The organism is Mesorhizobium sp. M7A.F.Ca.US.007.01.2.1 (assembly GCF_003998165.1).
GTDB classification, from domain to species: Bacteria; Pseudomonadota; Alphaproteobacteria; order Rhizobiales; family Rhizobiaceae; genus Mesorhizobium; species Mesorhizobium ciceri.
This window is the reverse complement of sequence record NZ_RZQP01000065.1, coordinates 1-19125: the sequence shown is the minus strand read 5'-3', so window position 1 is coordinate 19125 and position 19125 is coordinate 1. Positions and strand designations below refer to the sequence as shown.

General features: G+C 60.4%; 19 protein-coding genes and 1 pseudogene. 5 read left to right on the top strand and 15 right to left on the bottom strand.

Annotated features, from left to right (window positions below; translation table 11 throughout):
• Positions 1-66: 66 nt before the first annotated feature.
• Both EN949_RS14455 and EN949_RS14450 read left to right on the top strand, forming a co-directional pair.
• Positions 67-1800 (top strand): DUF262 domain-containing protein, encoded by a 1734-nt coding sequence (locus EN949_RS14455; RefSeq protein WP_127365478.1) that lies wholly within the window; start codon positions 67-69, stop codon positions 1798-1800.
• Between the two features lie 36 nt (positions 1801-1836).
• Positions 1837-2685 carry a hypothetical protein gene (locus EN949_RS14450; RefSeq protein WP_127365479.1) on the top strand — a complete coding sequence of 283 codons (849 nt, stop codon included), beginning with the start codon at positions 1837-1839 and terminating at the stop codon, positions 2683-2685.
• Positions 2686-3055: 370 nt separating this feature from the next.
• Here EN949_RS14450 and EN949_RS14445 read toward each other — a convergent pair whose 3' ends face one another.
• The 5 genes from EN949_RS14445 to EN949_RS14425 all read right to left on the bottom strand — a co-directional run bounded on the left by EN949_RS14445 (position 3056) and on the right by EN949_RS14425 (position 7414).
• Complete coding sequence (locus tag EN949_RS14445) at positions 3056-3433, bottom strand: phospholipid-binding protein (RefSeq protein WP_127365480.1); 378 nt, start codon at positions 3431-3433, stop codon at positions 3056-3058.
• 381 nt (positions 3434-3814) lie between these two features.
• A complete protein-coding gene (locus tag EN949_RS14440) occupies positions 3815-5254 on the bottom strand; it encodes a hypothetical protein (protein ID WP_127370754.1) in 1440 nt (479 codons plus the stop codon).
• On the bottom strand, positions 5217-5582 hold the full coding sequence (locus EN949_RS14435; RefSeq protein WP_127370753.1) for a hypothetical protein: 366 nt from the start codon (positions 5580-5582) through the stop codon (positions 5217-5219). Before EN949_RS14435 ends, EN949_RS14440 begins: the two co-directional genes overlap by 38 nt.
• 7 nt (positions 5583-5589) lie before the next feature.
• Complete coding sequence (locus EN949_RS14430) at positions 5590-6420, bottom strand: MFS transporter (RefSeq protein WP_127370752.1); 831 nt, start codon at positions 6418-6420, stop codon at positions 5590-5592.
• 106 nt (positions 6421-6526) lie between these two features.
• The gene (locus EN949_RS14425; protein ID WP_127365947.1) at positions 6527-7414 is read right to left on the bottom strand and encodes an AraC family transcriptional regulator; all 888 of its coding nucleotides are present in this window, start codon (positions 7412-7414) and stop codon (positions 6527-6529) included.
• Between the two features lie 278 nt (positions 7415-7692).
• Here EN949_RS14425 and EN949_RS14420 point away from each other — a divergent pair, with 278 nt between their 5' ends.
• The 3 genes from EN949_RS14420 to EN949_RS14410 all read left to right on the top strand — a co-directional run bounded on the left by EN949_RS14420 (position 7693) and on the right by EN949_RS14410 (position 10059).
• Positions 7693-8688: a class I SAM-dependent methyltransferase gene (locus tag EN949_RS14420; protein WP_127365946.1), complete on the top strand. Its 996-nt coding sequence runs from the start codon at positions 7693-7695 to the stop codon at positions 8686-8688.
• 11 nt (positions 8689-8699) lie between these two features.
• Positions 8700-9677, top strand: coding sequence for a LysR family transcriptional regulator (locus tag EN949_RS14415; RefSeq protein ID WP_127365945.1), 978 nt, complete (start codon positions 8700-8702; stop codon positions 9675-9677).
• A 139-nt stretch (positions 9678-9816) separates the two neighbouring features.
• Positions 9817-10059 (top strand): hypothetical protein, encoded by a 243-nt coding sequence (locus EN949_RS14410; RefSeq protein ID WP_127365944.1) that lies wholly within the window; start codon positions 9817-9819, stop codon positions 10057-10059.
• On the opposite strand, the gene EN949_RS14405 is transcribed toward EN949_RS14410, so the two are convergent.
• The 10 genes and pseudogenes from EN949_RS14405 to EN949_RS14355 form a co-directional block, all read right to left on the bottom strand.
• The gene (locus EN949_RS14405; RefSeq protein ID WP_127365943.1) at positions 10056-10772 is read right to left on the bottom strand and encodes a Crp/Fnr family transcriptional regulator; all 717 of its coding nucleotides are present in this window, start codon (positions 10770-10772) and stop codon (positions 10056-10058) included. The genes EN949_RS14410 and EN949_RS14405 overlap by 4 nt on opposite strands.
• A gap of 120 nt (positions 10773-10892) precedes the next feature.
• Complete coding sequence (locus EN949_RS14400; protein WP_127365942.1) at positions 10893-11144, bottom strand: hypothetical protein; 252 nt, start codon at positions 11142-11144, stop codon at positions 10893-10895.
• Between the two features lie 782 nt (positions 11145-11926).
• The gene (locus EN949_RS14390) at positions 11927-12151 is read right to left on the bottom strand and encodes a DUF2274 domain-containing protein (RefSeq protein ID WP_127365941.1); all 225 of its coding nucleotides are present in this window, start codon (positions 12149-12151) and stop codon (positions 11927-11929) included.
• A gap of 1 nt (position 12152) precedes the next feature.
• On the bottom strand, positions 12153-13397 hold the full coding sequence (locus tag EN949_RS14385; protein ID WP_127365940.1) for a TrbI/VirB10 family protein: 1245 nt from the start codon (positions 13395-13397) through the stop codon (positions 12153-12155).
• Positions 13394-14533, bottom strand: coding sequence for a P-type conjugative transfer protein TrbG (trbG, locus tag EN949_RS14380; protein WP_245459044.1), 1140 nt, complete (start codon positions 14531-14533; stop codon positions 13394-13396). The genes EN949_RS14385 and trbG overlap by 4 nt, the downstream gene beginning before the upstream one ends.
• Positions 14530-15213 carry a conjugal transfer protein TrbF gene (trbF, locus tag EN949_RS14375; protein WP_127365939.1) on the bottom strand — a complete coding sequence of 228 codons (684 nt, stop codon included), beginning with the start codon at positions 15211-15213 and terminating at the stop codon, positions 14530-14532. The genes trbG and trbF overlap by 4 nt, the downstream gene beginning before the upstream one ends.
• A gap of 2 nt (positions 15214-15215) precedes the next feature.
• Positions 15216-16577: a P-type conjugative transfer protein TrbL gene (gene trbL / locus EN949_RS14370; protein ID WP_127365938.1), complete on the bottom strand. Its 1362-nt coding sequence runs from the start codon at positions 16575-16577 to the stop codon at positions 15216-15218.
• 1 nt (position 16578) lies between these two features.
• A complete protein-coding gene (trbK-alt, locus tag EN949_RS14365) occupies positions 16579-16974 on the bottom strand; it encodes a putative entry exclusion protein TrbK-alt (protein WP_127365937.1) in 396 nt (131 codons plus the stop codon).
• Between the two features lie 10 nt (positions 16975-16984).
• Positions 16985-17743, bottom strand: a complete 759-nt coding sequence (gene trbJ, locus EN949_RS14360) for a P-type conjugative transfer protein TrbJ (protein WP_127365936.1) — start codon at positions 17741-17743, stop codon at positions 16985-16987.
• Positions 17740-19125, bottom strand: a pseudogene (locus EN949_RS14355) (conjugal transfer protein TrbE); the annotation flags it as partial. The gene trbJ and the pseudogene EN949_RS14355, both read right to left, overlap by 4 nt.

Here is a 19125-nt window from a genome sequence, read left to right as displayed (position 1 = left end):
AGCTCGAAAGTTACTGTTCCCACCATCTCAGGATACCCCACTCCTCATCCCAACTAGAGGCCCAACATGAACGAACTCTCCGCGCTGCGCATCGAAGCAACGCACAAGACTATAGGCGATGTCTTCTGTGAGGCCTACGCCTTTTCTATCCCACCCTACCAGCGCCCGTATGCTTGGGAACGTACACAAGTAGAGGAACTGCTGAATGACCTTATCGAGGCCATGCGCCCACATAAGCAGGCAGATGGGTTTTACTTCCTCGGCAGCGTGGTGCTGGTGAAAAGCCATGGCTCGCCTGAGGCAAAGGTAGTAGATGGGCAGCAACGCCTCACCACGCTGACGATTCTCTTCAGTGTGCTGCGAGACCTTACTGAGGACATTCAGGCCCGCCTCAAGCGCGAGCGCTATGTCAAACAAGCTGCCGACGAGGACATGGGCTTGCGCGAGAAGCTGCGGCTGCAAATGCGCCGTCAGGACCAACCATTCTTTGAGAGACATGTCCAAACGACGGGAGCAACTGCCGCACTTCCCGCCAGTGCCGGGCTGGATGGAAGCCAGGCGCGCATCATCGAAAACGCCGGAATCATACGCGCGCGTCTTGAGCCTATGAGCGAACACCAACGTAGCGAGTTCATACGTTTCCTGCTGCTCAGTTGCTACCTCGTTGTCGTGGAAGTGCCCACGGATGCCGCCGCACGGCGCATCTTCACCGTGCTCAACGCGCGCGGCATGGACTTGTCGGCCACTGACATTCTTAAGGCCAACCTCCTTGAACGCGCAGGCCACGCCGAACGAACGCTCGGCGAACGCTGGGAGGAATGTGAGAGCGCCCTCAACCGGGACGGCTTCATTGAACTTTTTACGCACATCCGCATGATCTTTGAGCGCGACAAACCTCGTAATTCTCTTGAAAACGGTTTCGAGGAAAACGTGCCTCCGTTCAAGGGTGATCCCACCGCGTTCATGGATCAGGTACTAGAGCCTTATGCCGACGCTTTCGCACTCAGCCTTGACGATGGGCGGCTGCGCAAGCAATTCGGTCCCAAGACCGCCGCCCTAATCCAGTCTTTGCACCGTCTGGACAACAAGGATTGGCTGCCGCCCCTACTCTTCTGCCTGCGACGCGCGGCCGATGGGGCCGCTGTAGATGTTTCCTCGGTCGTGTTCAGCCTGGAGCGGCTGGCCTACTTCCTGTTCGTCACACGCGCGGACGTAAACACCCGTGTCGCGCGGTATGCTGACGTGCTCGATACCCTAGACCCAGCCACGGCGTCGCGAGATAGATCAGCTGGGCTGACCGTTACCGGAACCGAAGCCTTCTCCATGTTTTCGGCGATGAACGGGCCGGTCTACCTTGCCAGTCGTGTCGTCAAGCCTCTGCTGCTGCGGCTCGAACAGGCGTCTACCGATGGGTCAGCTAGCTACGATTACCCTACGATAACGGTCGAGCATGTGTGCCCGCAAAACCCTGCGGATAAATCTGACTGGAAAACGAGTTTTCCCGACCCAGAGGTGCATGCCGACTTAGTTCACCGAATCGGGAATCTTGTCCTTCTCGCACACCGCAAAAATGCGGCTGCAAGCAACTACGATTTCAATCGCAAGAAAGAGACTTACTTTGCACACGGCGACTCCTCCGCCTTCACTTTGACCGCCGAGGTTCGCGGGAAGACGAGGTGGGATGAGCAACAAATCCGCGAACGTCAGATCCAGATGCTCGGTCGCCTAGCCAACGCATGGCACCTTACTGATGGTTTCGCCAAGTGGCATGAGCAGCAAATCATGAAAGTGATGGCATGACCACCAAACTTCCCCGCACTTCGCAATGGATCGATCGTGACGGCGTGCGAAATAATCGAGTTAATAATACGGACCAACGCCGAACTCGAAAGCCTCATCCTCGAATACGATTTAGCAGAGGCGGTTCAACCGAGTGGCTCAATTGCGAAGACTCTATTGAACCTCAAGAGATTCGCCGTCCAGAATCCTAATCATCTGGTCATGACAGATCGAGGAGAGCGGCCGATTGCAGCTGTTCTCATAGACAAGGCGATCCAAATCGCCCGTGGGGATCGCCGAGCGGAGTCCCTGTTGGACAAACTTGAAAGGCATCTCAATCTGGACGGATACGCTTTTGCCTACGAGGTCGTCGATGGACTCCTAGAACCTCGTCACGAATTGGTAGGCTTCACGATCAGTATGCCCGAATTCGTCGCGCTGCCCGAAAGCTCCAGCGAGGTTGAGCGGCTGTTAGATGAGAACTCCTTTGAGGTCGCCAGGCGACATCTGAACAGCGCGAGGGAAAACATCACTCAGGGAGACTGGGAGGCGTCGAACAGTCAGTGCCGGACGTTCCTCGAAGCGTTGACGGACGCAATCGCAGACAATCTCTTTGCCAATGAGTCAACGGGGCGGCGGAGTGGCCTTGAGAAGCGCCAGTTGCTCGCCGAGAAGGGTTTTCTCTCACGCGACAAGCATGAGTTTGGTGACGGTAACGGACAAACGTTCCTTCCAGGCTTGGCCAAACTTCTCCATCCAGATGGCGCCCACCCAGGCATCTCGAACCAGCACGATGCGCTTTTTCGCCTCCAAGTTGTCGTGGTCACCGCTCGGTGGCTTTTGAAGCGCCACGAGGTAGCTCTAAGCAACCGCACACTCCGAACGCATCCAGAGAGCATGTCGTAACGGCCGACTCTCTACCGTCGGCGGCGCATTACCCAATGCTTTTCAGCGAGCGGCAGCAGGGACGCCCCTCTCTGCGGCGCGGTATAGGCACAAAGCTGCCCCTCGCCCCGTGAACGTCATCGCAGATCGGGATCAAAGTGGATCGATAACCAGCGTCTTAGTGTGAAATTAGTCTTTCACACTGAGGAGAGGAAATCGCGATCGTTCACGGCTGCGGCGACGAGAGCAAGCCGTCACCTCGACACTTGGCGAAATCCTCCAGGATCACGAGAACCATGCCCATTTGTCAAAGCAATGAAGAGTGTCGCTTTGATGTTAATACTGCTGAATGTTGGCCGCCCCGTGGCGAGCGAGGCGACCGACACTCAGTTCATTTTGAGGAAAACGGTTGGGAAGCGGAACCGCTGGCCAGAACTTTTCCTGACGCATCTACCGCCTTCACTGTTATGTTGTAGAAATGAGTTCCACTATCCGGGCACGGCCCCTTGTACCGAAACGCGCCGTACGACAATGACGATTGTCCTTTGTAAGCAACCGTCCCACCGCCGTGCTCATAGGCCGAACTGCTGTCGATCATCCTAATTTGAAGCTTTGCCGTTCCTTTGGGTACGCCGGACAGTGTTATTGGCGGCGACTTCGGATCAAAACACTTTTTGGTAGGGCCCCATTCAAATGATACACCCATGCCCGCGGCGGACGCTCCCGACGCCACCAAGGCAAACCCAACAGCAAACAACAGTCTTTTCATAAATTCCCCGACAGGCTAAGCGGAGGGAATTGCCCCTACCCGAAACACAAAGCCGCGAGAACACTAGACGATTCTTCTCTCGTCAATTGTTTTAGCATTCCAATAGTGGCCTTGATCACAACGTTTTGATCTCATGCGAGTGCACAGCGAAAGTCGCCGTAGTAGGCGCATCACCACCGTTGCGTCGAAAGGTCCAGTTTCTTCACATTAGAATTTGGTCGCCTCAAGTTGGCCTCAGTGTGAAAGTACCATTTCACACTTTCGGACAGTTCCAGGGAATTATCACGTCTGCTTTGGGAAGTCCGCAATGACTGAGATTGGGCGCGAAGCAGCCGTCCGCGTTCCGGCGTACACATGCCAAACGGGGACGAATAAAACATTTCAGGAAAAAGCCCATTCCTCATCGGCCGGCGTGAGCAACCCCTGCCGTAGACGGCTGTGGAGCTCATGCCACGACGGGTCCGACACGAAGCCTTTCATACTTCCACATGCCTCAGCGAAGGAAATGTCGCCCAAACGGTCGATAAGATCACTCATCCCGTCGTTCCTGCCATTTAGGAATAGCTCGAGCGGATCATCATCACACTCAATTACCCGATGTCCCCAAGCACCCGGCACGTCGTCGGTTGCGAGAGCCTGCCTAAGATCTCCATCCACGCCTGCCGCCTCGAGCGCCCGGCAGACGACATAGCGCATCAAGGGGTAGTAGATCGGCTGATAGCTGCCTCCAAGCGCGCGCACGCCGGGCAGGATCGACAAAACCAGAAACATCAGCAGGAGATTCGGGATAAGGCTGCGGTTTGCCAGCCGCTCGAGGATGTCGGGGGCTGTGAACCACGCCACCTTCATACCGGTCGCAGGATCGATAAGTTCGCCGGCGATCAGACGCAACGGCCGGCGTTTGCCATTTTCATAGAACCAGAAGAAGTCGGTACCGCGCGCGAGCCAGCCACTCCAAGGGCCGGACGCGAGCCCGTCGAGGCCGGCAAGGATGTTGGAAGCGAACTTCGGGTCTTCCAGAAGTCTCATGCGTAGCCAGGAATTTTCGTCCGACAGATGGTCCGCCACCAGGTCGGCAATATCCTCGTCGTCGATCTGCAGGAAGGCAAAACGGCCTCCGAACATTCTTGGCCAAAGCATGAGATTGGCTGCCTTGATGGCTTGCGCGGGCCGCTCGAATTGCGCCTTCGGCAGAAGGGTACGAAGCAGCGCGAGCCCGTCCCCCGCAGTGTTTGGCTCCGTCGGCAACAACTCGAACCTATAGGGTCCCTGCCCGGCTAACAGGCTGTATCCGATCATCCGGCTTCGGCTGAGGCCGAAGACGTTGATCGGCTTCCCGTCAACGATGAGCCAGCCTGGCCCCTTGCGTGCCTTTTCGACGAGATTCACCGTCGAAACGGCGTAGGAAACATAGGTCGAACAGCCATGCGCCGAGAGACCAAGGAGGCTGAAGATGTGCGTGTAGTAGGCTTCTGGCTCCATGAGGAGAAACAAATGAGGCCCTGTCTGCAACACGCGGCGCCTTTCGAAATCCCTGCAGATTTCTGAGGCGATATCGGCAGACAACCCGTTTCGTGTCGCTGCCTTCCTGATGATGTCGAGCAATTTGGTGAAGGCTCGGAGCCGGATTTCTGGCACGGGACCCAAAGTCGGCGCCGTAAACAGGCGAAACGCATAATCGCGGATCGGCCGGGAATGATAAGGTTTCATCCAGGGGTAGAGTGCCGTCAGCGACCCCAGGACTGCCTGTTTCGCATCGGCACCTGCTGCTAGCTCTTCCACCTCACGATTCACCTTTTTCTTGTGGCTGACCGGCACCAACGCCCAAACACAAAATACTGATGAGCACCACCCCGAAGCTGAAGAAAATCGTCGAAGGAAATGCTCGATCTCCAACAGCGGCGCCGATGCCGAAAACAAGCAATCCGAGCGCCACGGCCACACTATGCATAATGCCTTTGGCCCGGCCCAACAGGTAAACGGATACATGCGTCTGCAATGTGACTTCAACGCTGACGCGCCCAAGATTGTATAGAAATCCCAGCGCGGCAAAAAGGATCACTGTCCAGGGTGTGCGCAGATATGCCAGCGCCATGAGTACAAGCGCCGTTAAGGCCAAAAGCATGAGATGCCGCGCGTGGATACTCATCGCTCTTTCAATCCGGCATAGAGAGACCGCGCCGATCAGTGAGCCCGCCGACCATGCGGCCTCGAGGTAGCCGAAATCCACGGCAGTACCCTTTTGCTCCTGGAAGACGAAGCTCGATCCCATGACGCTGACAAGCACCGCGCTTGTATAGAGAAGCGCGTAGACGACGATGAGACGACGCAGGCTCGGATCGATTAGTGCCGCAGAGATCTTGGCGATGCGGACATCGCGCGAAACCGGTTTCCAGCCGCATCAAGGTAAGGCAGCCCGCTGAAAATAGGAAGAAGGCAGCAAGAACGGTGAATGGCAGGGCTGGCGAGCGCTCATGCAGCAACGGCCCTGCAAGCAGAGCTGCGCAGAGATTGCCGAACTGCATGACGAAGAAGACGGCTGAATTCGAGGCTACAAGATCGCGGCCGTCAGCTATCGCGGGGATCATTGATTGCGAGCTCGTAAGCGCGACACGGTCGCAGAACGAAAAGAGGGCCGCTGACAGGCAGATAATCAGAAACACGTCCATGTAGACGAGCGCGCAAGCGGTAGCCAGCATAACGAGGAAGCGGCTGAGGTCTGCCGCAACGTTCAAGCGCCGCCTGTCAAATCGATCCGCCGCTACGCCCGCCAGCGGGCTCGCGATGAATTCGACAATGCTTGCGATCGCAAGGAAGGTCGCCACGCCGGCGGTTCCGTATCCTCGCTCGACGAGAATCCAGGCGGATGCGATGTAGTAGCCGTTTCGGGCGACAGAAGCCGATAGCGTGCTGGCCAGGAATCCGAAGCGGGGATTGGACCGGTCGGCCCGTCCCTTGGCATGATGAATTCGAACCAGGTTTGACATTAGCGGCGTTCCGGGTTGGCCGCCGATGGATACCTTCTTCCGCCAAGCCTGCTTTACTGTGATGTTGGGGTTTTCCGATACTTGCTGAGAACCGACAAGCGGCGGCCTAGATTCTGCAGTTACGACGAAATTCCGTCGGGGCCGCGCCGAAGGCCCGCTTGAAGGCGGTCGTGAAATGGCTCGAACTGCCGAAACCACATTCCATGGCGATTTCCGTCGCCGACAAATTGGTCGATCGCAGCATATCCGCGGAGTGCTCCAATCGGCGCTGCGCAATGAATGCGTGCGGCGTCATGCCTGTCGACTGCTTGAAGGCCCTCCAGAAATGGAACCGGCTAACCCCAACCTCTTTTGCCAAATCGGCGAGCGTAGGTCTGCCGCCCGGCAAGGCCTCGATCATTCCCACCGCTCGCTTGAGATCGAACGATGACAAACCGCCTTTTGCCGGTTCCTGATGGACGCCGTTCAACCTGAACATTTGCCCGAGCAATTGCGTGGCCTGGCACTCCACCATCGTTGCGCTGATGGGATCAGGCTGCTTGAGCTCCAGGACAATCCTCTGCAACGCCAACTCTACAGTGGTGTCCCGAAATCCGATCGAAGGCGGCAGCATTGCCGCGCGCTTGCGAGCCATTCCCGCAAACACATCGTCGGCGAACCCTTTTTCAATCGAGACAAGGAGGTAGGAAGCGGTCGCGTCCCCCTCGTCCCACCCACTCCAATCACTGCCGGCCGGCATGAAGATTATCGAACCGGCCCTGCGCGGCAAAAACGCAAGCCGGCGCCCGTCCACAATGTCTTCTCCGCGGCTCGCCGTGCCCTTCAGATTCATCAAGAACATATGGTTTGGCTGGAGGATCCTTGTCTCCTGGCGCTCAAGCCCGGTTCTTTTGACGACGTCCGCCCGGACACTCCCCCAACTCTCATACTTGTGGGCAAGCGATTGGTGCTGCGAACGGCGATTCTCGGTCGGGTCGAGGGCAAGAGTATTCACGTATCCACAGTCTCCTTACTGGCGAGTGGCCAGTCGTTGCGTGATGTGGCGAACCATGGGTTGCTGAACAACACGCAAATAACTCTGGATTGGTAGAAGATGTGACTTTAGCGAAAAAATGGCAAGCGAGTGAAAGCCGCCTGTATCCGGCAGGCCTACCAGTTGGCTCAGCCAATACTTGAGCCCGGCGAAATATTAGACCACTCTTATCTTAGTGGAATTTCCCCCATCGACGTATCGGCATCTCACCAATGGAACGGTGCTGGAGGCATACTGCGATGCGTGGACTCGATGACTTTCTGGCTGAGTGCGATCATGGCCCACGCATCAACGGACTAGCCGGCTTTTTCGCGGCGACCGCCGCTGGCAAGAGCGGGATGCCAATTCGCAAACCCGTCGTCGACGCCCGCCTTCTGCCGAGCGATGAAATCTTACGCGACCTGGTTGCCCTGCATGCGGCACGACAGGGTTTTTTCGACCAGCACTATCACGGCAGCATTCCCTACAGATTGGAGGAAGAGTGCCGGATGGCCTACGCAGTGCTGAAATACGCACGGCACCGTGGCGCTCCGCTTTCGCTATACAGCCTTGGAACGGCGGAAGGCACGATGGCGAGAACGTTATCGGAACTGTCCGAGGGACGGATACGCACACTGTCGTGCAGCCCGAACGCGGAGAATTACGCAAGCTTCATGGCCTATGGCGAACCACCGCACGCCGACTTCTTCATCGGCCCCTTCCACAAGTTGACAAAGGACGTCCTCGGCTCGGATCCGCGACTGGCAAATTTCGCCCACGGCTTCGATATTATTCTGGAAGATACGACCTTTCAGATGTACTCGCCAAACAGAGCAAGCCAGATCGAGTTCGTGACCCAGCACCTCAAGCAGGACGGGCTCTTCGTCTTCGTCGAGAAGTTCCGCGCTGCCGAGGAGCCTGATTACAGGCGTCGCGAATACCAGAAGGATTTCGGCTTCAAGGCGCGCTATTTTCCCCCAGACGAAATCCAGAAGAAGCAAGCCCTCGTTCTGGATACGATGTTCGGCAATGAGGTCACCTTGGCGCAGATGGCTGACGCGATACGCGCGCATTTCAGCCACTGCTCCCTGACCTGGAACAGCGGAAATTTCTGCAGCCTCGCGGCGAGCAATAGCGAGGAAAACCTGAACCGGTACCTCTCCCAGATGGCCATGCCAGCCATTCCGCACGAGTACGTCTATGAAACCAGCTTGTATCCGACCCTGCCGGTGAGCGCCGCCGCCGCGCAGGAATAGGCGCTTAAGCCTTGGGACAGGTCAACAACACGCTCCGCCGTTTGGACCATGTCTTCGCAGCTGTCGACCATGGCAGCCTCCGGCAGGCTGCAAGAGTTCTCAGAGTGAGGGAATCCTGTGTCAGCCGCAACATCGTTGCTCTCGAGCAATTGCTGGACATGCAGTTGTTTGACCGCGACGCCCATGGCGTTCGGCTGACCGAGGCGGGCCGGGACTGGGTCGACGTTGTCCGCGCTCATTATGAAGGCTTGCAGGATGCCCTGGCCGGAGGTAGCCGCGGCCACCCAGATGCCAAAACGGTCAGGATAGGGTTGTGCGCCCAGATGGGGCGCACGTTCGTGACATGTCTCATCGATCGTTTTCGCCGTTTGCACCCCGACTTGTGCGTCGCGATCGAAGACGTTCCACTTGAGCAGTGCCTGGCGGCTATACGCCGCCGGCGCCTCGACATCGTTTTCACACATGGGCTTGAGAACGCTGCTTTATGCCGTAGCGAGATATTTGCGCACGAGCGCTTGTTCGTTCTCCTGCCCTGTTACCATCCGCTTGCTGAAAGGCCTGCGGTGACATGGGCAGATCTTGCAGATACGTGCCTGCTGGTTTCAGGCGCATCGCCGCAGGATCCGGGGTTGCTGGAGCATATCGCCGCGAATGGTGGCCCCACTGTCCAGATATTCCGCGCCGGCGAAGCGACGGTCATCCTCAAGGTGCAACTCGGTCAAGGCGTGACTCTGGCGGGCGAGGGCTTTGCCAGGACGGTCGCCATTGACGCCACGGTGTGGAAACCCGTCAGTGGCCAGAGCAGCATCAGTTCGATCAAGGCGGTGTGGCTGGAATCGAACCCAAAGCGCGCGCTTTTGCGGCTGGTTGGGACCGCAAGAAACATGGTGGCTGCACCGCGACCGTGGCCGAACGCGGAACTACATGAAAAGGAGGACTTACGCAGTTCGACGCCTCCCGTCCGATCATTATCCCCGAAGAACCTTTGACCAACTGGCCGGCGTCGTGTCAGCCAGATAGGCTTGCTGCTGCACGGATCTAACCCCAAAAGGACGTCGCGCGCTTGCAGACATTGTGGCGCGGCCTAGATGCTATTTGACCGAGATCGCCTGCCCCCGGAGACATGGTTTGCCTCGCTTTTTTCTGCACCTCGTGCTTGCCGGGCACCGCCACCCTGATCCGGAAGGGCGCGAATTACCAGACCATGAAAGTGCCATTCGCGAAGCGATTGCCGCTGCAAAGGACATGATGGCGGAAGGGTTGCGCGGTGGGAAGCCGCTAATACGCAATGCGTCGTTTGAAATCGTAGTCGACGACGGCGCCATCGTCGCTACCGTAACGTTCGCCGAGGCCGCCGATCACGGCAGCTAGGCGATTGTGCCGAGAAGCCGCTCATACTCTTGTTCCGGCTCACTGTAGGTGCCGTCGGCGATCTGCAACAGACCATGCCGATCTCGGATCACGATCTCACCCCGCCTGGCCTTGATCAGTCCCATCCCCTCAAGCTCCTGGATGGCGACAGTTACACCCGGCCGCCGCACGCCGAGCATGAGGGCCATGAACTCGTGGGTGATAGAAAATCGGTCGTCGCGTACCCGGTCCTGGCACATCAGGAGCCAGCGCGCCAAGCGTTCTTCCAGTTTTGATCGGGCATTCACGAGAGCGGTATAGCTGGTCTGGATGAACAGGGTCTGGACATAGAGTAGCAGCAGCGCCTTCAGCGAGTTGCTTTCGGACAAAACCATCGACAGCGCCCCGGCAGGAATCCGGATTCCGCTGCCTCCCAACTGCATATAAGTGTCATGGGCGGCGCGGTCACCACCGAGCACAACGAGGGCTCCAGTCATACCTTCCATCCCAATCAGGCCGACCTCGGTATCGCGGCCCTTCGGTACTTTGGCGACGACAGACGCAATGCCCTCTTCGATAAAATACACATGTTCGATAGCGGATTTCGCGGTTTCAAGGGAGGTCCGCAGTGGCAGGTCCACGGCCTCAAGATGAGGCACCAGTAAGGCCAGGTCCATGGGAGAAAGTCGCTGCAGCAAGGCGTTTCGATAGGTTGTCTTAGGCTGGTTATCCATAACTCGGCCCTCTGTAGGGCAAGAGCTTCGTGATCTCCCAGCCGCTCGCGCCCGTGAAAACGTGCGAACGATAGCCAAGATATGGTGTCTCACAGCCGCAACGGCCAATCACTTTCAGCATTAGGGCTGCGCACCAGGCTTTCCAGCCGCTTCCGAAAAGGGAAACCGCAACATTAAAACCTGATTTTCATCACAGATTTCAAATGCCACGCCTGATCGTACCGGTTTTCCACCAAGCAGTCCTTCCGCCAGTATCTCCTTGGCGGAGGCCATCGCGTTTTCCTCGACTTCCGACAAATCCGCAAACTCCTGACCCTCGGGGTCTTCCGAAAGGTGCCCGTCCTCGTTTCGGATATGGAAGAAATATCTCATGCTCACTCCGGCTACTCGAATATCTAAAGCCATGTCAGCTCGTGCATAGCGTCGGAAACGTACCAACCGGGGATATTTGAACGCCGTCCCCCGATGCTTGCGCAGAGCCTTCCTTCAGCGGACCAATGAGATCGGGTTTCCTTGCCCTGCAATCCGTCGAAACGAACGCCAAGGATTGGCCAGCGAACCCAAACCGATGGCGTTAGGCGTTACATTGCCGACGCGCTTTTGGAGCGCACCGGCTAGCCAACAATGCTGTAACGGCCTCGATCAGGTCTTCCGGCGCGCTAGGTTTGGTGACCCATTTCCCGTTGAGGAAAATCGAAGAATGACTGTAGTCGTCCGGCAACATGTCGGAGTGGATTACGAACGGAACTTGGCGCTTATGAAGCGCCTTGGCGACCTCTGCGCAGTCATTATCGCGCAGTTGGATGTCTAGGATTGCCGGGTCTGGCGTGTGGACCGTTAGCCATTCGAGAGCAGCAGCACATGTAGACAAGGTTTCGGCAATTGCAATCCTGCATTCTGAAGCCGGTCTGCGATGTCGAGCGCGATCAGTGTCTCATCTTCTAAAAGGACAATTGATGCAGTTGCCCGTCCTCCCATGGCCGCAACCTCCCCTGCAGAAGGAATGATTGGGGAAGCGTTTCCGTTTCGCAGCAGTTGATCAATACGAACTTTACGTCGGCAGCGACGGCGGTCGTGACTTGGGCGGTGCCGCTGGTAATGCCGTCCCGGCGGTTGTGGGGCCGGAGGCGTCCGTCATGGCAGCCATCCGGCCTTCAACCACCCTCCGAACGCTTTGCCCTGGCAAAGCCCCGATCCGTCGCCATGAACCGCTCCAACATCGCAACGATGAGGCGCGGCGCATCGGCGGGCCGTTGCCCGGCGTCGCGGCCAAGTATCTCGGCATAGGCGGTCAGGTCACGATGCAGTGCCGCGGGGAGTTCCACCATAACCTTGACAGGTTTGTCGTCGGCGATTGGTCCGAGTTTCAGCTTGGCCATTTCAGCCTCCATAAGGTTCGAGCACAAGATCGTGCGTGACGATGACGCGTACCGGGAATCCCGGTCGGATGGTGAGCGTCGGCGCTATGTTGAGCTGCCGCTGGACGATCTGCTGGCCTGCCTGGCTGATGCTGTCGGAAGCACCCTGGCGCAGGGCGCGCATGATGTCGCTCTCCTGGCCCGATGAGCCTGCCTGCGCACCGATGCTCAGAACCGTGGAAAGTGCTGCAGCCTTGAACAGTTCGCTCCAGTGATAGTCGACGCCGTCCTCGAGGCCAGCATAGCCCTCGGCGTCGGCGCCAGGCTCACGTTCCAGAACGATGGAGCGGCCGTTCGGAAAAATCAGCCTGGTCCAGACCAGCAAAACGCGACGCTGGCCGAAACCGACACCATTGTCATACTGGCCGATGAGGCGCGCCCCCTGCGGAATGAGAAGGATGTGTCCGGTGGGGCTGTCATAGACATTCTCCGTCACCTGCGCGGTAATCTGACCCGGCAGGTCGGAACGAATGCCGGTGATGAGGGCGGCTGCGATGACCGCGCCCGCCTGCAGGACGTTCTTCGACGCCGGCGCCGCGACGCGATCGGCCGAGACGGTGCGTTTGTCCGGTGGCTGATCTAGGAATGCGCGCTGGCGGTCCTGCGCCGAGGGCGTCGCTGGCTGCGGCGCGAGGCCAAGGCTGGCGAGATCGGGCCTTGGCATGGTCTCTGTCGTGGCTTGAGCGGCAGTCGCCTCACCCGCAGGCCGCGTTTGCGTGGACGCGAACAGTCGCGCGGTCCTCGCCGCTTCCAGTTCCTGCTCCCGGCGCTGCTCCTCCGGGTCCGGGCCGATGGGGCCTGCCGACAGCGCGGGGCCGCCATTCTGTGCGGCGAGGATCGGGCGGCCGAGATCGCCGGGAAGCGGTGGGCCAAGCTTCGGAACGCCCGCATAGTCCTTTGGCAGGCCCGCGAGCCCATCGGGCGTCGATCGATTGTCGGTCGAATACAGCTCCTGCCCCTGGCCTTGTTGACGGTTCTGCAGCGCATAAATGAGCGCACCGCCGACAGTCAGGCTTGCGGCGAGCCCCAATCCGGCCAGCGCCTTGCGCGACAGACGCGTCACGCGCGGCGGCTCGGCGCGCAGCCGCATCGCCGCAGCCGGCTCGCCTGTCAACGGCCGGGGGTCATCCTCGACCGGTGGCTCCGGCGGGGCGTCATTCGCCGGCCCCCGGCCTTCTTCCTTCCCAGGACCCATTTTGTCGCTCATGATGACGACCCTCCCCTGTCTGTTCGGAGGTACGTCGCTGGCGGGGTCTCAACAGGGCCACGTACCCATGAAAATCGACTGCTCTTCACCCCATCGGTGCGGGAGACGCGGACGCGCTTCTGGTTCTTGCCGGCGCCGAAGCGCAACTCGGCGGCGGCAAACAGCCGGTCGACGATGATGTAGTTGCCGCGCACGCGATAGTTCACCAGCTCGGACGTGTCGCCTTCCGGCCCGACCACGAAGAGTGGCGGCATCTCGCCCTGGCCGATGCCGCGCGGAAACTCGATGAACACCTGCTTGCCATCGTCGAATGCGCGCAACGGCCGCCATGGTGCGCGATCGCCTGTCACCTGGTAGCGGAAATTGACGCGAGAAAGATCGATGCCCGTCGAGACCGGCTGCGCAGCTTCAGCCTGCTGGTTCTGCCTGCGCAAGGCGATGAGTTGGTCCTGCGCGTATTGCCAGGAGACCGAGGCCATATAGGTCGACGGCGTCGAGCGAAGTTCCATGTGATAGGTGCGCCGATCGGTATTGATGACCAGATTGGTTATGAGTTCGGCGCGCGTCGGCTTGACGAGGATGTGGACTTGCCTGGCCCCGCCCGTACCGCTCTCGGTATCGCCGATGATCCAGCGCACAGTGTCGCCGGCGGCGACGGGACCGGAGCCGACGAGTTCTTCGCCAGGTTGGAGCGCGATGTCGGTGATCTGCCCCGGCGAGGCATAGACCTGATAGAGCGCGCCATCGACAAACGGATAGACCTGCATCGAGTTGACGAAGCCGTTGCGGACAGGCTGGACGCGCGCGGCAGCATTGGCGAGATTCACGCGCGCGGCCGGATCGGCCGGTTCCGGGTCGGGCTTTGCGTCCTTGCCGACCGGCTTCAACTGGCCTGGAAGCGGCAGCGGCTTTGACAGCTCTACCACCTTGACGGGCGAAGGCGGGTCGACGGCCGGCACGGCCGGGATCGGATCGTCATAGGAAATCTCCGGCGGCTTCTGCCTGGTGGCGCAGCCCGCAAGCGCCGAAGTGCAAAGCAGCAGTGCTGGAATGGCCATTTTGCGGAAGGCCGGCATTGCGTGGATGAGGAAAGCTGGACGCCCCCAGGGGGCGGCTTTGAAGAGTGCGGGCGTCATTGTCCAAGCTCCTTCGACCAGTTGATGGCGTTGATGTAGATGCCGAGCGGGTTCTTTCTGAGTGCGTCGGCGTCGCGCGGGGGCTGCACGACAATTGTAAGGATCGCGGACCAGCGCTCCGTGGAAGCAAGGGAGCCGTCCTGATAGCAGCGTTCGACCCAGGCGATGCGGAAGCTCACTGGGGATGCGCGGATGACCGACGACACGTCGACGGCGATCTGCTGTTTGCCGACCTTGGTGAACGGGTCATTGGCGCGCGCATAGTCGTTGAGAGCCAGCGCCCCGCCCTGCGTCGCGAAGTCATAGGCGCGCAGCCAGTTCTGCCGCACGATGACCGGATCGGCGGGGATCGACCTCACCTGTTCGATGAAGTGCGCCAGGTAGAAGGCGATCTGCGGATCGTTCGGCTGATAGTCGCCGACCGCTGGGGCGACAGCCTGCGCCTGGCCGAGACGATCGACCTGCACCACCCAGGGCACGATCGAGCCGTTGGCGGATTGCCAGACGAGCGCGGCGGAGCACCCGGCGGCGAGCGCCAGGCAACCGAAGGCCATGTAACGCCAATTGCGCGCCTGCACGCGAGCCGAACCGATGCGCTCGTCCCAGACCTGTGCAGCGCGCTGGTAGGGCGTCTCGGGTTGTGGGGATCTGCCGTAGTGCGTGGACGGTCGTTTGAACATGCTTAGTCTCTTTCAGAGAGGTTGATCGAGGAGCCGCCGCCATGGCTGTCGCCACTGCGAACGGCGTGGGCGGCGGCCTGGACGCCATGGGTCATCTGTTGCGAGCGCTTCATGCGCTTCGCCCAGGCGGGCTGACTTTCGGCTACGGAAGACGCGACGAGAGCGGAGCCGGATTCGCCAGTGTTCGCGCCGATTGTGCCACCGGTGGATGATCCGCCCGTCGTCTCGAAGGCTGCGCGAGCGCCGGACTGGTAGCTGTGCTTCATGCTTCCTGCCGCATTGTTGGCCGCGCGCTTGAGCGGTGAGATGGCACCCTGGGCGCCGGCGCCGATGACACCGCCGAGCCCGGATGCGACGCCGGAAAAGCCAGACGCTCCGGCCGCGCCGAGATTGTAGGCTGTGGATGCCCTGCCCGCGGTCGCGGCACCGCCACGGGCCGCCGCTGCAGCACCGCCGCTGACAGCTGCGCCGCCGGACATGACGGCGCCCGCGGCGGCGGCGCCCACTGCTGCCATACCGCCGGCGGCAAGCCCTGTGCCGACCGCCGCGCCCGCGCCGAGCTGCGGGCCGCCGGAGACGAGACCGTTGGCAATGCCCGGTCCAAAGATGCCAAGGCCGAGCAGCGACAGCGCGGCCAGCACGATCGCCATGGCATCGTCGATCGACGGCGTGGTCCCGCCGAATCCCGAGGTGAACTCTGAGAAGAGGGTCGAGCCAATGCCGATGATGACGGCGAGCACCAGCACCTTGATGCCGGACGAGATGACGTTGCCGAGCACCCGCTCGGCCATGAAGGCGGATTTGCCGAACAGACCGAAGGGTATCAGCACAAATCCGGCAAGTGTCGTCAACTTGAACTCGATCAGCGTGACGAAGAGCTGGATTGCGAGGATGAAGAAGGCGAGCAGCACCAGCGCCCAGGCGAAGAACATGCAGGCGATCTGGATGAAGTTCTCGAAGAAGGACCAATAGCCCATGAGGTTCGAGATCGAGTCCAGCAACGGCCGGCCGGCGTCGAGCCCGGTCTGCGCCACCTTGCCAGGGCGCATGAGATCGTTGACGGTAAAACCCGTACCCGAGGCCTTCAGGCCAAGCCCAGCGAAGCTTTCGAAGACGATGCGGGCGAGATTGTTCCAGTTGGAGATGAGATAGGCAAAAACGCCGACAAACAGGGTCTTCTTGACGAGGCGCGCCATGATGTCGTCGTCAGCCCCCCAGGACCAGAAGAGCGCCGCCAACGTCACGTCTATGACGATCAGCGTCGTGGCGACGAAGCCGACCTCGCCGCCGAGCAGGCCGAAGCCGCTGTCGATGTAGCGGGTGAAGACTTCGAGGAAATGGTCAATGACGCCCATGCCACTCATGTCAGCGAGCCTCCGGCCGAGGCGGCTCGACCTGCATCGCGGGAGCGGTCACATCCGGCTGCTCTCCTTCTTTCCGGTCGGCTGACGCCGCTACGTTCGGAAACAGCGTTGTCGGCGCTACCGGAGCAGGCGCGGTTGCCGAGTCACGTTGACCGAGAAACCGGCGCCGGCTGTCTGCCCATGCCTTCAGGCAACCGGGATCGCGAGGGCCGGCCTCGCCGATCCCGGAACAGCGGCGCAGTTCGGCCGCGAGCGGGTCTTGTGACGCGATGGAACGGTCCCGCATCGCCGGGGCATCAGGCCCATCGTCCTTGCTGCTCATCTCGATCGCGGTCACTGTCAAAGCGACTGCGATGACGACGACTGCACCGATGCGAGCGAAGATCTTGCCATCCATCGCGCCGGCCTCAGTTCTTGCCATAGAACATCTGCGCACTGCCGGGCTGGTAACCCGAGCCCTGCGTCAGGAAGCGGCGGCGCTGCTCGCGGCCCTGGTCGGCGGCTGTGGCCTGCTCGGCCGATTGCAGCGCCTGCGCCCGACCGTTCGCGGCAACGACAGCGGTGAGATCGGCCAGTTGCTGCGCCTGAAGTGCGAGGAGCTGGTTGCCGGCCTGTGTTGCCTGAAGCGCGCCGGTCGCGCCCTGGCTCTGGCCGACCAGCGCCGACATCTCGTTGCGATTGGTGTCGATGTTGCCGACGACGCCCGCCTGCACACGCATGGCATCCTGAAGGCCGCCAACAGTGTAGCCCCAGCGCGAACGCGCGTCGGCGACGAGCTGCTGATCCGAAGCCGACAGCGAGACGTTACCGTATTTCTGCTGGAAGGCCTGATCGATCTGCTGGACGTCATAGGCAATGTTCTGCGCCTGACCGAGCAATTGCTGGGTGCGCTGCACCGACTGCTGGAGCTGCTGCAGCGAGGAGAATGGCAGACTCGCGAGATTGCGGGCCTGGTTGATGAGCATCTGCGCTTCATTCTGAAGCGAGGTGATCTGGTTGGTGATCTGCTCAAGCGAGCGCGCTGCCGTCAGGACGTTCTGCGTATAGTTCGAGGGATCGAAGACGATCAAGGCCTGTGCCGGCGTTGCCAGCATGGGCGAGAGCGCGGCGGGTGCGGCAAGCAGGGCGGCAGCGAACCGCATGGCAAGTGAACGGCGCAGCTTCATGGGGATTTCTCCTTGTTGGTGACGGCGGGGCTGGTCAGTGCGGGAACGAGTTCTGCGGCCCAGCCGACACCACGGTGGGTGAGCCAGGCAGCGAGAAAACCGTCGCGGCCATGCTCGGCGACGATGCGGGCGATCGCGGCCTGGTCGGTCTTCGCGGATACGGCGCAAAGCGCGAGTGCCACATCCGACAGACCGAGCTCGAACAGCCGGTTGCCGCGACGGGACTGGCAGTAGTAATCGCGCTTCGGCATCGCCCGCGCGATGATCTCGATCTGGCGATCGTTGAGGCCGAAGCGGCGATAGATCGCCGTGATCTGCGGCTCGATGGCGCGCTCGTTCGGCAGGAGAAGCCGGGTCTGGCAGCTTTCGATGATCGCAGGCGCGATTGCCGAACTATCGATGTCGCTCAGCGATTGCGTGGCGAAGATGACACTGGCGTTCTTCTTGCGCAGCGTCTTCAGCCATTCGCGGAGCTGGCCGGCAAAACCGTCATCGTCTAACGCAAGCCAGCCTTCGTCGATGATGAGAAGGGTTGGCGAGCCATCAAGGCGGTCCTCAATGCGATGGAAGAGATAGGAAAGGACCGCGGGCGCAGCACCCGTTCCGATCAGCCCTTCGGTTTCGAATGCCTGGACCGACGCCGATCCGAGGTGTTCGCGCTCGGCATCGAGCAACCGGCCGTAGGGACCACCGACGCAATAGGGACGCAGTGCCTGCTTGAGATCGTTTGATTGCAGCAGCACGACCAGACCGGTGATGGTGCGCTCCTCGACAGGCGCGGACGCCAGGGAGCTCAACGCCGTCCAGATGTGCTCCTTGACCTCAGGGCTAATCGTCACATTCTCGCGCGTCAGGATCGCCACGATCCAGTCGGCGGCCCAGGCGCGCTCGGGGACATCATGAATGCGGGCGAACGGCTGAAGGCTGACGCTGTCGATCGCCCCATCGCTGAGATCGCCGCCGAGATCATGCCAGTCGCCGCCCATGGCGAGTGCGGCCGCGCGGATCGAACCGCCGAAATCGAAGGCGAAAACCTGCGAGCCCGCGTAGCGGCGGAACTGCAGCGCCATCAGTGCCAGCAGCACGGACTTGCCGGCGCCGGTCGGGCCGACGATCAGCGTATGGCCGACGTCGCCGACATGAAGCGAAAGCCGGAACGGGGTCGAGCCTTCGGTCTTGCCGAAGAGCAGAGGGGGCGCTGCAAAATGCTCGTCCCGTTCCGGCCCCGCCCACACCGCGGAAAGCGGAATGATGTGGGCGAGATTGAGGGTGGAGATGGGAGGTTGACGGACGTTGGCGTAGACATGACCCGGCAGGCTGCCGAGCCAGGCGTCGACGGCATTGATGGTTTCGATCATCGCCGTGAAATCGCGGCCCTGGAT